Annotated in this window: 16 protein-coding genes; 1 reads left to right on the forward strand and 15 read right to left on the reverse strand. The window is 35.4% G+C overall.

Annotation, left to right across the window (positions count from 1 at the left end; translation table 11 throughout):
* Positions 1-68: 68 nt before the first annotated feature.
* The 9 genes from ACONDI_RS13480 to ACONDI_RS13520 all read right to left on the reverse strand — a co-directional run bounded on the left by ACONDI_RS13480 (position 69) and on the right by ACONDI_RS13520 (position 12,054).
* Complete coding sequence (locus ACONDI_RS13480) at positions 69-3,419, reverse strand: stalk domain-containing protein (RefSeq protein ID WP_241079065.1); 3,351 nt, start codon at positions 3,417-3,419, stop codon at positions 69-71.
* Complete coding sequence (locus ACONDI_RS13485) at positions 3,416-4,330, reverse strand: selenium metabolism-associated LysR family transcriptional regulator (protein ID WP_241079066.1); 915 nt, start codon at positions 4,328-4,330, stop codon at positions 3,416-3,418. The genes ACONDI_RS13480 and ACONDI_RS13485 overlap by 4 nt, the downstream gene beginning before the upstream one ends.
* Before the next feature lie 152 nt (positions 4,331-4,482).
* Positions 4,483-5,433 carry an MraY family glycosyltransferase gene (locus ACONDI_RS13490; protein ID WP_241079067.1) on the reverse strand — a complete coding sequence of 317 codons (951 nt, stop codon included), beginning with the start codon at positions 5,431-5,433 and terminating at the stop codon, positions 4,483-4,485.
* 38 nt (positions 5,434-5,471) lie between these two features.
* On the reverse strand, positions 5,472-6,407 hold the full coding sequence (locus ACONDI_RS13495; RefSeq protein ID WP_241079068.1) for an LCP family protein: 936 nt from the start codon (positions 6,405-6,407) through the stop codon (positions 5,472-5,474).
* Between the two features lie 150 nt (positions 6,408-6,557).
* A complete protein-coding gene (locus ACONDI_RS13500) occupies positions 6,558-7,286 on the reverse strand; it encodes a WecB/TagA/CpsF family glycosyltransferase (protein ID WP_241079069.1) in 729 nt (242 codons plus the stop codon).
* The gene (gene csaB, locus ACONDI_RS13505) at positions 7,279-8,397 is read right to left on the reverse strand and encodes a polysaccharide pyruvyl transferase CsaB (protein ID WP_241079070.1); all 1,119 of its coding nucleotides are present in this window, start codon (positions 8,395-8,397) and stop codon (positions 7,279-7,281) included. The genes ACONDI_RS13500 and csaB overlap by 8 nt, the downstream gene beginning before the upstream one ends.
* Positions 8,354-10,243, reverse strand: coding sequence for a DUF5693 family protein (locus tag ACONDI_RS13510; RefSeq protein WP_241079071.1), 1,890 nt, complete (start codon positions 10,241-10,243; stop codon positions 8,354-8,356). Before ACONDI_RS13510 ends, csaB begins: the two co-directional genes overlap by 44 nt.
* 114 nt (positions 10,244-10,357) lie before the next feature.
* Positions 10,358-10,903, reverse strand: a complete 546-nt coding sequence (locus ACONDI_RS13515) for a hypothetical protein (protein ID WP_241079072.1) — start codon at positions 10,901-10,903, stop codon at positions 10,358-10,360.
* A gap of 86 nt (positions 10,904-10,989) precedes the next feature.
* Entirely contained in the window at positions 10,990-12,054 is a 1,065-nt protein-coding gene (locus ACONDI_RS13520) for a PHP domain-containing protein (RefSeq protein WP_241079073.1), read from the reverse strand.
* Between the two features lie 259 nt (positions 12,055-12,313).
* Between ACONDI_RS13520 and ACONDI_RS13525 the strand changes: the two genes are divergently transcribed.
* Positions 12,314-14,167, forward strand: coding sequence for an FAD-dependent oxidoreductase (locus ACONDI_RS13525; RefSeq protein WP_241079074.1), 1,854 nt, complete (start codon positions 12,314-12,316; stop codon positions 14,165-14,167).
* Positions 14,168-14,260: 93 nt separating this feature from the next.
* Here the strand turns inward: ACONDI_RS13525 and ACONDI_RS13530 are convergent, their stop codons facing one another.
* The 6 genes from ACONDI_RS13530 to ACONDI_RS13555 form a co-directional block, all read right to left on the reverse strand.
* Entirely contained in the window at positions 14,261-14,701 is a 441-nt protein-coding gene (locus ACONDI_RS13530; protein ID WP_241079075.1) for a rod-binding protein, read from the reverse strand.
* A gap of 112 nt (positions 14,702-14,813) precedes the next feature.
* On the reverse strand, positions 14,814-15,623 hold the full coding sequence (gene flgG, locus ACONDI_RS13535) for a flagellar basal-body rod protein FlgG (protein ID WP_241079076.1): 810 nt from the start codon (positions 15,621-15,623) through the stop codon (positions 14,814-14,816).
* Positions 15,624-15,645: 22 nt separating this feature from the next.
* Entirely contained in the window at positions 15,646-16,449 is an 804-nt protein-coding gene (gene flgF / locus ACONDI_RS13540; RefSeq protein WP_241079077.1) for a flagellar basal-body rod protein FlgF, read from the reverse strand.
* Positions 16,450-16,461: 12 nt separating this feature from the next.
* Entirely contained in the window at positions 16,462-17,490 is a 1,029-nt protein-coding gene (gene mreB / locus ACONDI_RS13545; protein ID WP_241079078.1) for a rod shape-determining protein, read from the reverse strand.
* Positions 17,491-17,745: 255 nt separating this feature from the next.
* Positions 17,746-18,015, reverse strand: a complete 270-nt coding sequence (gene spoIIID / locus ACONDI_RS13550) for a sporulation transcriptional regulator SpoIIID (protein ID WP_277397781.1) — start codon at positions 18,013-18,015, stop codon at positions 17,746-17,748.
* An 88-nt stretch (positions 18,016-18,103) separates the two neighbouring features.
* A complete protein-coding gene (locus ACONDI_RS13555) occupies positions 18,104-18,976 on the reverse strand; it encodes a M23 family metallopeptidase (RefSeq protein ID WP_241079079.1) in 873 nt (290 codons plus the stop codon).
* Positions 18,977-19,044 lie beyond the last annotated feature (68 nt).

The following is a 19,044-nucleotide window of genomic DNA, read 5'->3' on the forward strand; positions in this document are numbered from 1 at the left end:
TAAATATAGTGTTCATAGGCTTTTTGCACCAGAATCAAAATTAAATTTGCATCTATTAGTGCCGAACGTTATTTTTGTATAATGAATATTTCTTTTGTGTCTTCATCGTAATTAACTTCAGCACCTAAAGATTCATTAATAAATCTAAGCGGTACCATTGTCCTGTCATTTTTTATTTCTGGTTCAACATCAAGTTCAAATTGTTCACCATTTAATTCAACTGTTTTGTCTCCTAAGTATAACTTAATTTGTTTATCATCATATAAAATCTCTACCTCTTCTGTATCTTCATCATATTTCACCTGAGAATCCAGTGATTCTGCTATAAACCTTACAGGAACCATGGTTCGATCGTTCTTTAGGTAGGGTGGGGAGTCTAGCTCCAAAAGTTCATCTTCTAAATAAAACTGATCTCTGTCTATCACAAAATATATAAGTTTTTCACCTTCAGATAAAAAGTCTTCTGGAGGCTCTAAGTCCTTAAATTTTTCTATATCAAAATCGTGTTCTTGATATTCAAAAGGTTCTTCTATATCCCATCCTTTATCACTTAAATCTATTTCTTCAATCTTAAATTCTTCTTCAAAATCTAAGACATCGCTGTACTCCTGTCTTACAACATCCCAGGACATAAATACATGTCTAGGCTCTAATTTGCCAAAGTACTCAAATTCTTCGTCACCTTCAAAAGTCGCTTCTACAGGAATCCAACCGTATCCTTCAAGGTAAAATTCCGCCCAGGCATGAAATTGTCCTTCGCTCTCGCCGGTTAAATAGTATCCCGATAGTCTTCTTGCAGGGATGTCACTAGCCCTAGCTAATGCAACAAATAGATCTGAGTAATCAGCACATACCCCCTCGCCATCTTCTAAGGCACGAGTAGCACCAACATTTCCTGGTGGAACATACTCCATATGATCCTGGACCCACCTAAATATTAGTTTAGCTTTTTCTAGAGGATTGTCTTCATCACCAACTATTTCCCGTGCCTGTTCTTCAATTCGTGATTCCTGAGGATCACTCATCAGGCTTGAAGAAGTGAAAGTTTGATAGAGCTCTGACTCTTCATCATAAGGTTCAGGCGAGATTTTATCTATATCAAACTCTATCCCAAAGCTAACAACAGTATTTTCAGCTCTTATCTCCCACTGTTCTCCAGGGGGTAACTGTTCGTTTTCAAATTTTATTTTTTCATTTCCAGGTAAGGTTTCCTGGCTATCTTGGAATTCGTTAGGCCATGGGTCTATATGACTATCATATAAGAATTGATATCTACCGTGCTCAACTACCGCCGGTGTCTTAAACATTAAATTAGATACTTTTTCATCAGCATTATTTTTTAAATTAAAGATTTCTTCTAATCTATAAACATTTGGGTCTTTTAATTCATAGTAGTCTTCTTTTTCCCATCCTAGATAGGGTATTTCATAAGAATCAAATTTGATCACGCCTTCTTTGGTTCCAAGGTAAAGGCTAGTTGGCTCTTTAAAGCTAACAGCCAAATCAGTAGAAGCTGATTGGAGCTGTTCCACTTCATTCCAGGTTTCCCCTTTTGTATTGGTGAAATAAACCCCGCTCTCCAAACCAACAAACAAATTACCTGGCATATCAGGCTTTTGCTTTAAAGTATGAACCGTAGGGAAAAATTTATCCTCTCCTCCAATTTGATAAGATATTCCTTCATTTTTTCTTGTTAAGGTTTGGCCTCCATCATCTGAATAAAATATTCCCTGGCTATAAGTACCTATCCAAAACTCGTCTTTGTCTAATGGATTTACCGAAATTTCTGTAGGGGCTATATCCTCATCTGTCCCATCTAATTGTTCAAAATTACCTCCGTTATCTTCGCTTTTATATAATTCATTATGGCTAGTAGCATATATCACCAGTTCATCTTTCGCGTAAGAGTACACAATATCTAGGTTAGAGGTATAAAGATCATAATCTCCAGCCTTTTCCCAGGTTTTGTCTTCTGAGAATACATAAATCCCGTTTTTTGTACCAGCCCAAATTTCTTTAGGGTTTAGTGGATTAACTGTCAAATCGATAATGCCACTATCTAAATCTTGTGTTGAGATTTCTTTCCAATCTTCTCCCCAATCAAAAGTATATTTAATTTTATCTTCTTCGATCACATGTAATACTTCGCCTTTATCTGGTATGTCATCAAAGATGTCATCAAAGTTAATATCTTTGTCTAAGAAATCTATATCATACCCATAACTTGTTAAAAACAGCTCTTCTGGCGAACCATCAAAAACTCTATCCCAATTGTCTCCTTTGTTCTCACTCATATAAAGACCATTTTCTGTTATTGCCATTAAGTGGTCTCTTTTTTTATTTGATGCTTTAATATCTGTTATATGTGCACTTATCCCATCATTAAGATAATCGTAATCACTTAACTCATCGTTTAACTTTATCACTCCATTGTTTGCTGTTGCAAGATAAATCTCCCCGCTTTGTGAGGGGTGATGGATTATCTGCAGTACTTCTAACTCTGGCAGATTATCAATAGGTGAAAGCCAGCTTTCACCAAGGTTATGCGATCGTAAAATACCCTGATCAGAAGTCCCTGCAAAGATTTGGCTTGGATTAGTTAAGTCTATCCATATATCTTCAACTTTTGAGCCCAAAGCTCCAGTTGAAGTCCACCTTGGACTTATATCTCCTGCATTACCTGTACGATATATCCCATAAGAAGTGCCCACAAAAATCAAATTATTGTCAAATGGATTTGCCTCTATGGCAAGGATACTTCCGGGTAAATCCTCTCCGATATTTCTCCAGTTCTCTCCTCTATTGGTAGTAATAAACAAGCCGTCATCTTCTGTTCCAACATAAATCTGACTAGAATCTTGCCTATATATTTTTACTTCTAAAGCCGGGCTAGGAGTCTGTTTTAGCTTATCAAATGACTCTCCACCATCTTCTGAAATATATATGCCATCATCTGTCCCTACAACTAGCATATCTCTATCAAAAGGCGAAAAATCCATGGCATACACTTCTTCTGTACCGAGTTCATCTATTAGATGCTCCCAGTTATCTCCTTGATCATACGACTTGTAGATTCCGTCTTCTCCACCAACAAAAACTACACCTCGCCTGTGTGGATGAAATTTTACTACGTTAAGTGAATCTTGAGAGAAACCATATCCGAACCAATTATTACCCTGGTTACTGCTTTTAAATAATCCCCATGGGGTTGTAGCAAACATTCTTTCAGAATTGTAAGGATCCACTTCTACTGAAGTAATTTTACCTCCGGCAGGCCCCGAGGTTTCTACCCATTGATTAATCTTCCAACCTTCTTCTTCACCTTTAACTTCACTAATATACAGACCAAAAAATAAAAAGGCAATCAATATGTAGGGTAATAAATTCTTTTTTTCAAAATAATAATTTTCATGTTTCACCTATAGCCCTCCAGCTTATCTTCATTTTCAATATAATCTAATAGTTTTTCACAAGTTGGAGACAAAACTCTTCCTTTGTGATAAATACTATAAAATTCACGCTTAAAATCAATACCTTTTATTTTGTATTTTAATAAACTGTCCTCTTCACTAAGACAATGCCTAGAAAGAATTGACACTCCAAATCCTTCCTTGACAAAGCTTTTTACACTTTCTATGCTGTCAACTTCTAAAATTATATTTAAGGAGTTTATGTCTTTTTTAAATTCTTTTTGTAGATAATCTTCAAAGGTTTTGAGGGTTGCAGAGCCTCCACGCCTTATTATAAAAGGCATGTCCACAATCTTTTCAAGTTGTATTTCGCTATTATTATCTGCAATATTTTTTAATTTTGAATTGTTAGGTGAAATCAAAATAAGTTCATCATCCTGGAAATAAATATTTTCTATCTTATCAGATGTATACTTTTTACCAACAAAGCCCAGGTCAGCTTCATAATTTAATATTTTGTCGTATACGTCATCCGAGTTGGAAATGGAAATTTCAAATTTAACTTCGGGGTATCTTACGTTGAATTTCTTTAATAAGGAGGGAAGTAAGTAGTTTCCAGGAGTTTGACTGGCAATAATTTTAACAGTTCCTTTAATTTGATCTTTGTATTCTTGAAAACTTTCCCTTGCTCTCTTCATTAAATCTAGTACATCTAAAGCATAAGGATAGAAATTTTCACCTGCAGGTGTCAAAACAACTTTCCTACCTCTCCTCTCAAATAAAGATAGACCTAAATCTTTCTCTAACTGAAAAATATGGGAGCTTACAGTTGGTTGAGTTAAAAAAAGTTCCTGTGCAGCCTTTGAAAAATTCCCCGTTCTACAAATGCTGACAAAAACTTCTAGCTGGCGAAAATCCAAAAGAACTCCTCCATTGAAATTACTTAAGATTTAAAAACAAAACTTTGTTCATATGACTTTTTGGCACCAGAATCATATACTATGTCTTATTATATAACAAATCGACAAAGATTTCCATATCTTTTGCTTTTTATTTGTAATAATACTTAAATTTAATAATAACCATTTGTAACAAACAGTATGGCACCTAACCCCAGTCCCGCACTTATGGCATAAATAAACAAAACCGTCTGTTTGTGGCTCAACCCTAATCTTAGCAACCTGTGATGCAAGTGATCACCATCTGCCTGAAAAATAGGTTTATGACATTTGAACCTGCGCACTATAGCAAAACATGTATCAAAAATTGGAACTCCTAAAATTAAAACTGGTATCATGAAAGTAATCAAAGTAACACTCTTTAAAAGACCCATTACCGATATACCTGCAACAACGAACCCTAAAAATAATGCACCACAATCCCCTAAAAAAATCTTCGCCGGGTGAAAATTATGAGGGAAAAATCCGATTACACCACCCAAAAGGGCAAGGCTTACCAAAGCAATTAAAGGCTGTCCAGTTTTTAGTGCTACAAGGGCAAAAATAAACAAAGCTATCCCCGTAACCCCTGAGGCAAGTCCATCAAGACCATCTATAAGGTTGACCGCATTACTAACTCCCACCAGCCAAAAGATAGTAACTGGTATGCTCAAAACACCTAAATATATTAACCCTTCAAAAGGTGCTGAAAGATAAATGACCTGGCTTCCAAAGGCTACAAAAATTAAAGCAGCTATAATCTGTCCTAACAGCTTATATATTGGTCTTATGTTATAAATATCATCTATTATACCTACAAACAAAATAACAAGTCCACCCATTATCAAACCCATTAATGATATAAGTTCATCAAATGGTAGGTAAATCAAAAGGCTAATAATAAACGCAAGAAATATTGCAACTCCACCTAACCGGGGCATTATTTTTTTATGTACTTTTCTTTCACTCGGTTCATCAACTGCACCTACTTTGAAAGATAAATATTTTACTAAAGGTGTTAAACAAAAACTAATAAGAACCCCCGTTAAAAAAACCTTTATTATTAGCAAGGTTGAGATCTCCATTTTTGATTACCTCCGTTACTAAAGAAATTAACGTTATATTATATCAATTCATCAATAGTTTCTCTAGCTTCATTTTTGTCAACTTCATAATACCACAAACCATTGATCACTTTACTCTCACCGTCTAAAACCTCTGTTGACATGTCATCCCAATTCACCTGAAAAAAGGATGTACTTAAAGATAATATTTCAGATATTTTGAAGTCCATCACCACATTATCTGCAACTTCATCAGCTAGTCTTCTTACTTTGAATACATTACCGGGTCTCATCACTTCATTAGCCATTTCTTTTAGAAATTTTTGCTGTCTCTGAACTCTTCCAATGTCCGCATCAGCACCTCCGCGCCACCTTACATAACCGAGTGCGTCTTTACCATCTAAAACTTGTTTCCCTTCATCTAAGTCCACTATAACTTCATCAAGCGCATCATCGTAGTAATACATATCCTGTTCAACATGCATCTGGACTCCACCAACAATATCAACCACATTTTGAAACCCATCAAAGTTTACTCTTACATAATTATGAATGTTTATATCCAAAAAGTCCTGCAAGGTTTCTTTAAGGTAGCTAGCTCCTCCATAAGCATAAGCGTGATTAATCCTCTCATAACCTCTTCCTGGTAGTTTTACCCTGGTATCCCTTGGTATAGATACAAGACCGACTTCTTTAGTACTGCTATCATATCTTGCAAGCATAATAGTATCTGACCTAGCATTTCCTTCGTCACTATCTACACCAATTAGAAGTACATTTAATACAGAATCATCAATAATGTCATCAACATCTTCTTCACCATTTAGGGAACCATTCTCCTTCTTGTCTTCAGCACTTGAACCATTTTTTTCATCTAATGGCTCATATATAATGCCATGCAAATCAAATACAGAATATGCTAAATAAAACAATAATAATACACCAATAACTGCTCCAAAAGCAGCTATATATTTATAGTTAAGAAATTTTTTCATATTTCACACTCCATCTTGTTTTTTAGACGAAAAATTTTATAATAAGTTACGGATAATACGGCAAAAAATTGCTGTTTCAGAATATATAATTCTAAATTTAGGGCTTGTTATCCTTTTTAAAAAATTTCCCTATAGTAGCACAACATTACATTATCCGTTTAATTTTTCTTTAATTACTTTCATAATAAATATTGGCAAAGCTCTTATTCGCCATATTCTTTTAGGCTCTTGAATCAGCCGATAAAGCCATTCTAAATAGAGTTTTTGCATTATAACTGGAGCTCTTTTCTTTTCTCCAACAAGAACATCAAAGCTGCCACCGACCCCTATCCCAAGCGAAAAGTTCAATTTATCTTGATTTTTGGCCAACCATCTCTCCTGTCTAGGCGAACCCATACCAACTAATAGGACGTCATATTCTTGTTCTTTCAACTCATCTATAATCTTTTTTTCTTCTTTTTCATCAAAATAACCGTGATGAGTTTTGATACTAATTCCTGGATAATCATTGATTAATTTTACTTCTACTTTTTTGGCAACTTCTTTAGAGCCGCCAAGGAAGTAAAACCTATATTCCCTTTGATTTCCTAATTCTAACAAGGATTTTACAAGATCTACGCCTGCAACCCTTTCTTTTAGACTATTATTCAGTATTTTTGAGGCTAGAATTACTCCTGCTCCATCAGGCACCACCAGGTCAGCATCTTTGATAATTTCTTTGAATTCAGGGTCTTTGTCAGCATAAAGAATTATTTCTGAGTTAGGGGTAACTACGGTTTTATTCATGCCGTTCTCTATAAAGTTTTTGCTTATATTTATGGCCTCTTTGTAATCAACATTATCTATCGGTACACCTAAGATTTGAACTTTATCAGTCATTTTCATCACCTATTAAGTTTATTGCCAGATCGATATTCTCTGCGGCTCTTTCTCTAATTAACTCTTTTTGATATTTTATTTCTTTTTTGATATAAGTTTTTTCTTGCAGATATCTTTCTATGTTTTCAAAGCTTGAATTATAATCTAAGCTATCAATATCGCTTATAGAATCAAGCTCTAGCTGCTCCAAAAAAGCATCTACTTTTGGGTCATAAGAAATACCTAACGGCAAAGTGTTTCCAATAGCAGAAAAAATAAGCGAGTGAAGCCTTACTCCAATCAAAATATCCATCTCAGAGATAATCCCTAAAACCTCTTCAGGAGTGTAATTATTTTTTATCATCTTAGCTTCTAAGTTATTTTCCTCTGCTTTTTTCATTGCATACTGGCTTATTTCCAAATCATCTAGGTGTTTAAAGGGAATAAATATGATATTATATTCTGGATAATTTTCTTTTATTTCTTTTAACAGCTTAATAAGTGAGTCTATATACTTATTATCTTTCCATGGCCTAATAGAAACTCCAAGACAAAAACCATTTTCAGTAAAAGAAGTTAAGGATTCATTTGATAAAATTTCTTCGATTTTAGACTTGTCATTGGGATATAACAGATAGGCAAGGTCTGCTGTATAATGGATATCTTTTTTTACTCCAAGACTTTCTAAAAATAACTTTGACTTTTCATCTCTTACAGAAATAGCATCAACTCTATTTAATGTATATTTTATTGCCTTTTTAAAAAACACACTATTAACAGGCCCAACGCCCTGTGCACAAAAGAATACAGGAACTCTAAGGATTTTTGCAAGGGCTATTATACCCAAATAATACGGGATTGTCTTTTTGCCTGTCACATCTTGTAGAAGGCTACCCCCACCACTGATTAATAGGTCTGCAGATTTTAGTTCCTTTATAATATTTTTTATATCAGTCTTAGACATAGCATCTATTTCATAAGCTGAAGAAGTTTTTGCTGGATTATTAGAGATTACGACAGGCTTAAAGTCCTTTATTCTTTTATTAAGCTCTTTTAGTAATACAGCAATCAGTGCCTCGTCACCTATGTTATCCGAGCCGTAATAACCTGAAAAGACGACTTTTGTAGTCATATTCCATCCACCTTCTATAAGCATATACAAGGCCTGTTCCAAGGATAAGGCCTAAAGCTGCTCCAAATATTTCTCTTGCAAAAGATACCATTATTGGTGTGTGAACATGGGCAAAACTGTTTATTGTATTTATTGGACCCATTAGTCCAATTAGAACCAACCAGATATATTTTTTGTCTTTTAGTGTCAGGTAAATCCCTATAAATAACAGAGGATAACCAAACAAAAATGATTTAAACCTGGGGCGGATTTGAAATATACTTTCAAGGTAGTTTCTTACTTCTATCTCAAAATCACTAACTGCGATCAGAGGGTCATTGCCCGCCCTGGTCAAAAACACTCCTACAACAGATATTACTAACAATCCAAGTATTATATGCTTTAATAAAATCGGGCTGTTAAACAATTTATAAAAACTTTTCATGAGTTTATCAATATTTTTATATTGGAGGTAAAATAAATATATAAATCCAATAACAAAAGGTAAAATAAGTGCTAGTCTCACACCTCTAAACATATTCACCTGTAATAAATAACTGCTATCTAAAAGTACTCCCTGTAAAGTCACGCCACCCAAAAGGGCTATAAGCATTGAAAAACCAAATAGTAAAAGGGTGTTTTTATAACTTTGGTCTCTAGAGTTAGAATTATATATATAATTTAACAGCCACACCGGCGTCAGTACAGCAATTGCAAAGGCAGCAAGGGCATATATTAAATTTATTTTTAATGTATAAGTTGTTAACAGTAATAGCATCCCTGCCACAAAAAGAGGTATAGGTAATTTTTTGTTGAAATTTCCTGAATAAAAGCTTATATAAGCGGTCAATGAAACCATAATTAAATATCTAAGCAGTGTCATCCCCCCTATAAACTCAAAAGGGGAGGAGCTGCCTAGATAATATCCACTGTCCTGCAGGTTAGCAGTTAAGTCATTTAAAAAGTGCAGGGTTTCTTCTCCTTCCTCAAAAGGCTTTAGGTACAATACCCTGACATTTCTCTCTTCTACAGCTCTTGTAAACTGTCTTAGGGCACCATCGATCTCAAGAGAGTCAAGGGTTGCATCCCTGGTGCTGTGAACTCTGACCATATTATTATAATTCATATTTTGTGCAAGCATATCACTGCCATCTTGAGTTGCCACAAAAGGTTCTATATACCCAAACTTAATCTGATTTTCCATAAGAAAACTAGCCAGAGCTTCAATTTCATCAGGATAGCCTACTATTTCTTCTCCAGAAAAAATTATCGTATCAAACTCAGGAAGTTCACTTTTTAACCGATTAAACTTGTCCAAAGAACTATCATCAGGTATCCTTGGTACAAAGCCAAGCCCACTTTCTTGTATATTATCTATTGCTTCTTTTGAGTATAGTATAGGTTCATCTATTAATTCTTCTCCTTCTTCGGAAATCATTATCACATTATCATAAAATTCTACTTCATCATTAAACTCAGGATCTTCACTAATTACATTGTATATCTGTGTCCTTAGTCCTTCGTTTTCTATTAATAAGTAAACATTATCTCTATTTATAGGAAAATCAACATTTTCAAATCCTGCCCCTGCAACTTCCTTGTAAAATGTCAGTTCATCACCCTGTATAGAAATTATCTCCCCATCGCTTTCTAGATCACTTAAACTTGACATATCCAAAGCTACAGAAGTAAGGCCAGAGTCTTTTAAACTGGGAAGCTTGTCAATTTGTTCTTCTGATTTTAAAGAATCATAATCCATTACCAAATCAACAGCTTTATTTTGACTTTCTATGCTGTGTTTAGTAAAACCAAGATAAAGCGCTATTATTAAACCTAGAAAAATCAGTATTTTAAAACCAGTTTTCATATAATGAGTACTCCTTTAGTAAGCTTTTCTAAGCAGCTGAAATTAGGCCTGTCTATATAATTTTAACCTACACCTTATCGTTATAGCAAGTAAAATAAAAGTAAATTAAAATCTCTAATCCCTCTCCTTTTCGTACTCTCCTCTAACCATTAAAATCATGTAGGTGTCTGCTTCTACCCCTCTTCCATCAGCCCTTGGCACTAGCAGATGATGATTGAGGGGTACATCATCACCCTCTCTAAGGTCAACCCCTTTAGTCAAATCAGATATCCCACCTGAGTCTGAGTCCATTATCACACCTTCACCTGTTCTAGAAATTATCTCTGCACTCTCCCCAGCGATCAATCTTTCGTCTTCTTCTAGTTCTACTATTTCAAACACATCAAAGCTCTTTCCTTCTTCTACTTCTTCGCCTTCTTCTCCATCTATATCAGGTTCTTCAGCTTCTTCTTTATCTAACTCTTCTCTATCAATATACTCACCTATCATCTCTTCAAAATTCTCTTCCAACTCTGGGATTAAAACTTCATCAATATAGCTTTTAGTTAGTAAAGGGTCATCCTCTGAACCAGGCTCACCGTATGTACCTCCTAGCACAACCTGCCAGGCAAATATAACCAGAATCACTGTTAGGCCTAAAACTGTGATCACTCTTTTCAAAATAGCTCCCTCCCGAACTTTGTTTAGGTTAATTTTACGTCAAAAAAAGCAAAAACTCAAGGAAACAGCCAATATTTAGCCGCCCATTATTTGACATAAAAGGGGTTGATTATAATCCAGTTTTTATGTTTTTTGTGAGATAAGTGCAAATTATAAGTTCCCTTTTTTAAGTATAATTTTTCCTCTACAGGTAATTTGAAAATTTGGATCCCTTCATAAGACTCAATTAATAGACTCGCTGACTTATCTTTCCTCCCACCATCAAACCCTACAAATAAATCATACCTTCCCTGGGGAACAAAATCTCCTGGAAGATAAATATTATCTTTGTTATCTTTGAGGTATACTAAAAGTCCATCACCTTTTTCTATTCTATCATAGCAAATGTATAAGTTTCCTTTTTTTATTGCTTTTAATAAAGCTTCTCTTGCATTTTTTACATCGTTATTTTTTTTAAACTCATGCAGGGGAGTATCTAAATAAATATAATTATTACCGCTGCTAAATAAATATTTATAGCTTAATATTTTAAACTTAAAAGGTCCCACCTTAAATATTGGAGCATGTGCGTCTGAGCCGATAATTCCTGTTACTTTTTTCTTTTTGGTAAGTTCCTTCCATTTTGCATAAGATTTTGGATTTGGAGATCTGATATAAGCCAGGTCATTGATAAAATTAGCATACACAGCATGTAATAAGGTTTTAGCACCGTCCCTCCATTCCGAAGAGTAATTCGATACTTCCATCCCATCGAACCCCTCAAGGTCAAAATCCGTCCAGGGAAAAGTACGTCCGTTATTAACAAGGGGCGAACCATTTTCGTAAGGATGTGCAATTATTCCAATGCCACCTTTTTCTTTTACTTCACTGATAATTTCTTTTGGGTTTTCTTCGTTATTTTGGATAACTTCATCTAACCCGAGTACCAAATAATGATTTTTGACTCGATTGACTTCTTGTCCTACCAAAACCAAAGTATCACCATAAAAGCCTTCAAGGCCCATTTCTTTTCCTCTTAAATGTTCATGATCATTTATCACTATAAAGTCTAGCCCGGCTTTATTCGCATCCTCTGCTATCTCCTCTATCGATGACGTACCATCGGAAAGGTTTGAGTGTATGTGTATGTTACCTCTAGCAATATATTTCAAAGTGTCACCTCTCCCACAAATAAGTTTTTTATCTTCGACGATTACATAGGTCAGCGTATAAATCTCTTCATGTTATCAGTATACCTTATAAGGACCAATCCGGCCATAGGCAAGCTCCTACTTGTAGTCTAGTTATGATAAACTATTTACAGCTTTTAAGGTTTACAAAAATAATTCAATTTATAAGAAGGAAATTAGCTAACTTTAACGTAATAAAATAATGCCATTAATTTTAGTAACATTACTGGAGGGAAAATGTTTGAGTAAAAAACACTATATACTAGTTGGAGCAATTTTTTTGTTGGCAATAATAATTCTAATAGCAGTATTTACCTTAAGAGGCCCAAATATAAGCTATAAAAATCCACCATCTCCTGACGGAATTAAAGAATTTGACGTTATTGTTTATGGCAGCGAACCTGAAGGAATCTCTGCTGCTGTGTCAGCAGCAAGAAGTGATCTAGATGTTTTACTGATTACCGAAGACGAAGAAGTCGGAGGATTGATGACCCTTGGACGCCTTAATTTTATCGACATGAATTATGATGATGATGGAACTTTGTTAACAAGGGGTTTGTTTAAGGAATTTTATGATGAAGTTGGCGGGAATGCTTTTGAAATAGATAACGCCATCAAAGTTTTTCGTAAAATGTTAAAAGAAGAAGATGTTTATCTAAAATCAAACATAAAGTTAGATGATGTAATCAAAGAAAACAGCGAGCTAATCGGTCTAACGGTTAATACAACTAATGATGATACTAAAGATTTTACCGCAAAAAGGATTATTGATGCCTCTGCGGATGCTGACCTTGCAGCTAAAGCAGGAGTACCTTACATTATAGCAGGAGAAGATATAAATCACGATGATCGCCCAATGGGCGTAACCCTGATTTTTGAATTAGAAAACGTGAATTGGCCAAAAATGTTTTTTTATCTTAATTCTAACAGGGTGCTTGGTCAGATTAACGAAGATTACAGAAGAGAATGGGGCTCAAGGTTTAATACCGCCTGGGGTTATACCAAAAAGGGGCATGCTTACGAACCTAACCATGAGGATATCATTATAAGAGGCCTAAATGTTGCAAGACAGCAAGATAACCGCAGCTTAATAAACTGCCTATTAATTGTTGATATCGACCCATTGTCCGAAGAAAGTAGAACCAAAGCAAAAAAAGCAGCCAAAGAAGAGCTTAAGGATTTAGTGCCTTATTTTAGAGAAAACCTACCAGGGTTTGAAAATGCAGAGCTAGCAGAAGTTGCTGATGAACTTTATGTTCGAGAAAGCAGGTATATAAAAGGAGAATATACTTTAACTATTAATGATGTACTTGGAAACAGAGATCACCACGACCGTGTTGCCATAGGTGGTTATCCTGTAGATATTCAACCAACCAGGCGCAGACGTACGGGGGTTGTCGTTGGAGCTCCTGATCGTTATAGTATTCCCTTTAGAAGCTTAGTACCAAAGGAAATTGATAATTTATTAGTAGTTGGCAGAAGTGCTTCCTTTTCTTCTTTGGCGGGAGGTAGTACCAGGGTTATACCTGTGGGGATGAGTACTGCTGAAGCTGCAGGGGTTGCATCTTATTATTCTATCGACAATGAAACTCCATTCAGAGACATAGCATATAACGAGGATATAATGAATAAAATCCAAGATGAACTTACAGCTAGAGGCGCTTATCTCGAATCTTTTGAAAGAGAAGATCCTCTGCAAGATCATCCTGCTTTTGAGAGTATAAAGACGCTTCGAAAGTTAGGGGTGCTTTATGGTGGCTATGAAAACAATTACAGACTAGATGAACCTATAACAAGAGGAAGATTCTCTAGTATTCTTAATACAATTATTAAAAACACTGATCTATATGAAGAGATTGGCAGTGTGAATATCTCTGAAGATGATAAGGTTTACTCCGAACTGGTTTTGGAAAAAGTATTAATGCCTTTGGGTAAGGAATATGAAAATATTGAGATCGCAATAGATATTTTAAATGAGAAAGATATTTTACCGTCAGATCTTAATGACAGGTTTGAAAAAGAAAGAGTCCCAAAATCTGAAGAAGTCTTCATCATACTGGCTAATTTATATGATTATTTAGAGGAGAAAAAATAAGCTAACAATATTTGTTACTACAAAGAAACCACCTCCCCTTTCTAGTAATTCTTCTAGAAGGGAAGATGGTTTCTTATTGAATTAAATATTTTATTATCCTTCATACTCAAATTTGTGTTCCTCATAAATCATATCTGCCAGTCCAACTCCACCTGTTTCTGCCGCCTTCTCTGTCAAGGCTTCATCTAACATATCTTCATATATGTCCATTTCAAAACTATCACCAAACAAGTCCGATCTCTCAACTGTATCTCGCATACCTTTCATCACCTGATTAAGGAAAAAAGCTTCAAACTTTATACTTGCTTCTTTTAATTCTTTGTTTTTTTGATCTATTGCTTCCTGATTTGCTTTTTCCTTTTCTTTGTCTGTTTTTTCACTGGTCGTTTTATCTTCTGATTTATCCTTTCCTATCGCCTTATTTAGCTCATCTGAGAACTTCTCGGCTTTATCAGCTTCTTTTTGCATGTTTGCCCCTTGTAAAGCACCTCTCGAAACAGAAGAAAAATCTGAGCCACTGATACTAAAGCCCATATTTAACACCAACCTTTTATTCAGAATATCTATTTCAAATTAATCTACACTCGAATTTTCCAGCAAAATTGTATATAACTACTACATTCTAAAATATTACCTATATATATTATTAGGTTCTTAAATTATTAGCGATCCCCATCATCTCATCAGAAGTTTGTATGGATTGGGAATTCACTTCATAAGCTCTTTGTGCTTTAATCATGTTTACCATTTCTTCTGCTACGTTAACATTAGAACTTTCTAAAAATCCCTGTCTCAAACTTCCCATTCCGTTCTCACCAGGAACACCCTCTTGTGCTTCACCTGAAGCTGTAGTTTCTCTAAAATTATTCTCTCCTCTAGCTTCTAGCCCTGATGGGTTAATAAAGCTTGCTAATTCTATCTGGGTAACTTCTTCTATATCGTCTGCTTCAGTCTCTACCATCACAGTACCATTTGATTCTATCATGATCTCTGAAATAGCATCTTCATCCTCTGCAATCTGGATCTCATCCCCTTCTGGGCCATCTAAAAGTCGTCTACCATCTGGAGTTACAAGATAGCCTTCCGCATCCAATTTGAAATCACCTGATCTTGTATACATCTCACCATCTTCTCCGTCCTGTATTACAAAAAATCCATTTCCTTCAATTGCTACATCTAAATCATTATTAGTTTCTTCTAGAGATCCCTGTTCAAAGTCTTTGAGTATTGAAGATACCCTTGAACCATGACCAACTTGAATACCTGTCGGAGTTGACCTGCCTTCTTCCATTGCCTGTCTTGGCCTTTCAAGGTTAGCATACAACAAGTCTTCAAACTCAGCCCTGCTCTTATTAAAACCTGAGTTATTTACGTTAGCGAGGTTATTTGACACAACGTCCATATTAGTCTGTTGACTGTTCATTCCAGAAGCACCGCTCCAAAGTGATCTAAACAACTTTTACACCTCCCGTATTAAGTTAACCAGTAGTTCTTCCAACTCTATTAACAGCCTGCTCTAAAGCTTCATCTTGTGTAGATAACGCCCTTTGATTTGCTTCATAAGCTCTTAAAGCATTAATCATACCTGCCATCTCTTCGGCTGAGCTAACATTTGATTCTTCCAAGTATCCTTGCAAGACTTCCAAGTCTTCATCTCCAATTATATCTTCAGCTTCTCCAGACACATCTGTTTCCATAAATAAATTTTCTCCTACCTTAAGCAGCCCCTGGGGATTCTCAAAATTATACAGCTCTAGCTGATATGAAGGCTCTTCTTCATCATCTACAAAAATCCTTCCTTCTTCATCTATATAAAACTCTTCATTGTCTTCAAAAACAATCTCGCCTTCTTCACTTAGCACAGGATAGCCCTGCTGCGTTACCAGTCTACCTTCATTGTCAACCGAGAAGCTGCCGTTTCGCGTATAATGAACTTCATCGCCCGGGCCTTCTACTGCAAAAAAGCCTTCTCCTTGTAGCGCCAAATCAAACGGATTATTGGTCTCTTTATAACTACCAGTCTCAAAATTTGTGACACTTTCTTCTAAAATTGTCCCTGTCCCTAAATGACCAATTATACTGCTAATCCCACTAGACAGGTCGGAAATGTCTTTTCCTTCTCTTTCTAGCCTGCTTATCAATATCTCTCTAAAATCACCTTTAACAGACATATCTTTTTTAAACCCAGTAGTATTTATATTGGCCAAATTATTAGACCTGATATCCTGTTCCTTTTGATTTACAAGCATACCTGAAGCAGAAGAATATATCCCTCTTAGCAACCTTAATCACCTCTATCTCTTAGTTAAAATTTTGTTGCTAATTAAGCTGTGCTCAAGCTGATCTAAGTACTCCAACGCCTTCCCTGTACCCTCGGCCACACTTCCTATTGGATCTTCAGGCAAATGAACCGGAGTTTTTACATTGTCCGCAAGTAGCCTATCAAAACCATAAAGCATAGAGCCTCCTCCTGTAATCACAATACCCTTGTCCATTATATCCGCAGACAACTCCGGTGGTGTAGTTTCCATTACTCTTCTTATACATGATATTATACTCTCTACAGGTGATTTAAGTGCCTCGTATATCTGCTCAGAACTTACTGTCACAGTTCTTGGAAGTCCTGACAATTGATCTCTGCCTCTAACTTCCATTTCTTCTGAGCGAAGGTCAAGATGAGCCGTACCGACTTCTTTCTTGATCATCTCCGCAGTCCTCTCACCGATATAGAGGTTAAGTTCATTTTTCATATGCTGTACTATTGCATCATCAAACTTATCTCCCCCTACTCTGAGGGATTCACTTGTTACTATGTCTCCTAAACTAAGTACTGCTACATCTGTTGTTCCTCCACCAATATCAACCACCATACTTCCGCTTGGTTCAAATATATCTAAATTTGCCCCTAAAGCTGCAGCCCTTGGCTCTTCAATTAAGAAGGTTTGCTTTGCCCCTGCTCTTGTGGCAGCTTCTAGGACAGCTCTCTGTTCAACAGATGTTATCCCTGCAGGAACACACACCATCACACGCGGTTTCATGAATTTTCTTTTTTTGAGGGCTCTTTGTATAAAATGCTTTAACATAGTTTCGGTTATGTTAAAGTCTGCTATAACTCCCTCTCTCATAGGTCTTATAGCAACAATATTTCCAGGTGTTCTTCCTATCATGTTGTAAGCATCCTTACCCACTGCAAGAACTTTTCCTGAGTCCTGTTCAACTGCAACAACTGAAGGTTCGTTTAATATTACCCCATTTCCTTTTTGAAAAATAAGTACAGTCGCCGTTCCAAGGTCTACTCCAATATCAGTATTAAAACCTAACATCCAAAAGCCTCCCCAAAAATTATCGTCTTAATAGCTATATCTAAATAGTTGTCCATCTAAAAGGCAGAAAAAAGAACAAAACACCACTATCCGAATTGATAAATGTTATCACGGACAATACTATCATATTACGTTCCATTATAACACATATTATAGCAAAATTTATCCTAGAAATTTTTGCTTTTAATACTTCTACATTAAACGGATAAAATCCTTTTAGTAACACAAATTAAAATAGTCATAATTTTTTGAATGTTAGTCTTGTGAAGAATCAGAAGTCTCCTTTGAGTACTTCTGTCTTGTTGCTTCTCCACCTCTAATATGTCTTTCTGCTTTGTTCTGGTTTAATATTTTTTTAATTTCGTTAGCTCTTTCTGGATTAATCTGGGGAAGCCTTTCTGTAATATCTTTATGGACGGTACTTTTGCTTACTCCAAAGTTTTTAGCAACCTCACGGACAGTGGATTTAGTATCCAGAATATATTGGCAAATTTCTAATACCCTTTCCTGAATGTAATCTTGCAATCCTTACGCCCCCTTTGGCTTTTCTGATAAATATTTATATGTTGTAAGTTTTTATATAATGACTTTTGCGAAGTAAAAGTTACAAGCATTATTCAAGTATTGCTTCAGGATCAAAGTTTTTCTCATCTGAATAAACTTCAAAATGCAGAAAACTTCCTCGGGCAGCATCTAACTTCGCATCTTCACCAACATACCCTATTACCTCTCCTTCACTTACATAGTCATCCTCATCTACAATCCCTTCCTCAAGATTGGAATAACTGCTAAAGAAAGTCTCGTGAGAGATGATTACCATAACCCCAAATTCCTCTTGTTTTTTTATTTGTTTTACCTCACCATCTGAAAAAGATAATACCTCTGTACCTCTTGGGGCACGTATATCGATACCCTTGTGAACCTTATACTGATTATTGATTTGATATATTTCATTATGCTCTGTAATTATCTCTCCTTCTACTGGCCATATCCCTGTTGGAATCTGCTCGATAGATTTGGCAACAACTTCCTGTTCCTCTTCTTCCTTTACATCAGCTTCTTTTTGGTCATGTGAATCATACTCTTCCTTTGTTTCTTGTAACTCATCATCTTCTTTTGTTTCTTTATCCAATTTTTCTCCTGAATCTTCTTCCCTTACTTCTTCTCTATCTTCTTTCTTGTTAGGTTCTTTTTTATCTACTTCCAAATCCAATTTATCCTCTTCAGGTTCAAAGATCGATATTTCTCTTTTGTCATCTTCAATCTCTTCCTCATCAAAGGTAATTTCATCATTAGTAAATTGACCTGGTCTGTATCCAAAATTAATAATTCCAATTGAAATTGCTAAAACAATTATGTAGGTTGTAATAATAAGTCTTCTTTTAGAAGTATTCTTGATTTTTGTCTTTAATGAATAAAACTTTCTTTTAAGCTGGCTTAGGAAATTTAGAATTTTTTCTTTTGCAGCTAAAATTAACTTTTTCATCAAATCACCTCCTAAATAAATTTTTCCCCCTGCTCGTCCATAATATGCTTATTTTCCAAGAGAAATTA

This window comes from Natranaerofaba carboxydovora (genome assembly GCF_022539405.1).
GTDB classification, from domain to species: domain Bacteria; phylum Bacillota; class Natranaerobiia; order Natranaerobiales; family Natranaerofabaceae; genus Natranaerofaba; species Natranaerofaba carboxydovora.

What these genes read in the sequence shown, in the direction of transcription:
- ACONDI_RS13530 (WP_241079075.1), bottom strand. Translation starts at nt 14,701, where the DNA reads ATGGGCTTTAGTATCAGTGGCTCAGATTTTTCTTCTGTTTCGAGAGGT.
- mreB (WP_241079078.1), bottom strand. Translation starts at nt 17,490, where the DNA reads ATGTTAGGTTTTAATACTGATATTGGAGTAGACCTTGGAACGGCGACT.
- ACONDI_RS13500 (WP_241079069.1), bottom strand. Translation starts at nt 7,286, where the DNA reads ATGACTGATAAAGTTCAAATCTTAGGTGTACCGATAGATAATGTTGAT.
- csaB (WP_241079070.1), bottom strand. Translation starts at nt 8,397, where the DNA reads ATGACTACAAAAGTCGTCTTTTCAGGTTATTACGGCTCGGATAACATA.
- ACONDI_RS13495 (WP_241079068.1), bottom strand. Translation starts at nt 6,407, where the DNA reads ATGAAAAAATTTCTTAACTATAAATATATAGCTGCTTTTGGAGCAGTT.
- ACONDI_RS13490 (WP_241079067.1), bottom strand. Translation starts at nt 5,433, where the DNA reads ATGGAGATCTCAACCTTGCTAATAATAAAGGTTTTTTTAACGGGGGTT.
- ACONDI_RS13510 (WP_241079071.1), bottom strand. Translation starts at nt 10,243, where the DNA reads ATGAAAACTGGTTTTAAAATACTGATTTTTCTAGGTTTAATAATAGCG.
- ACONDI_RS13555 (WP_241079079.1), bottom strand. Translation starts at nt 18,976, where the DNA reads ATGAAAAAGTTAATTTTAGCTGCAAAAGAAAAAATTCTAAATTTCCTA.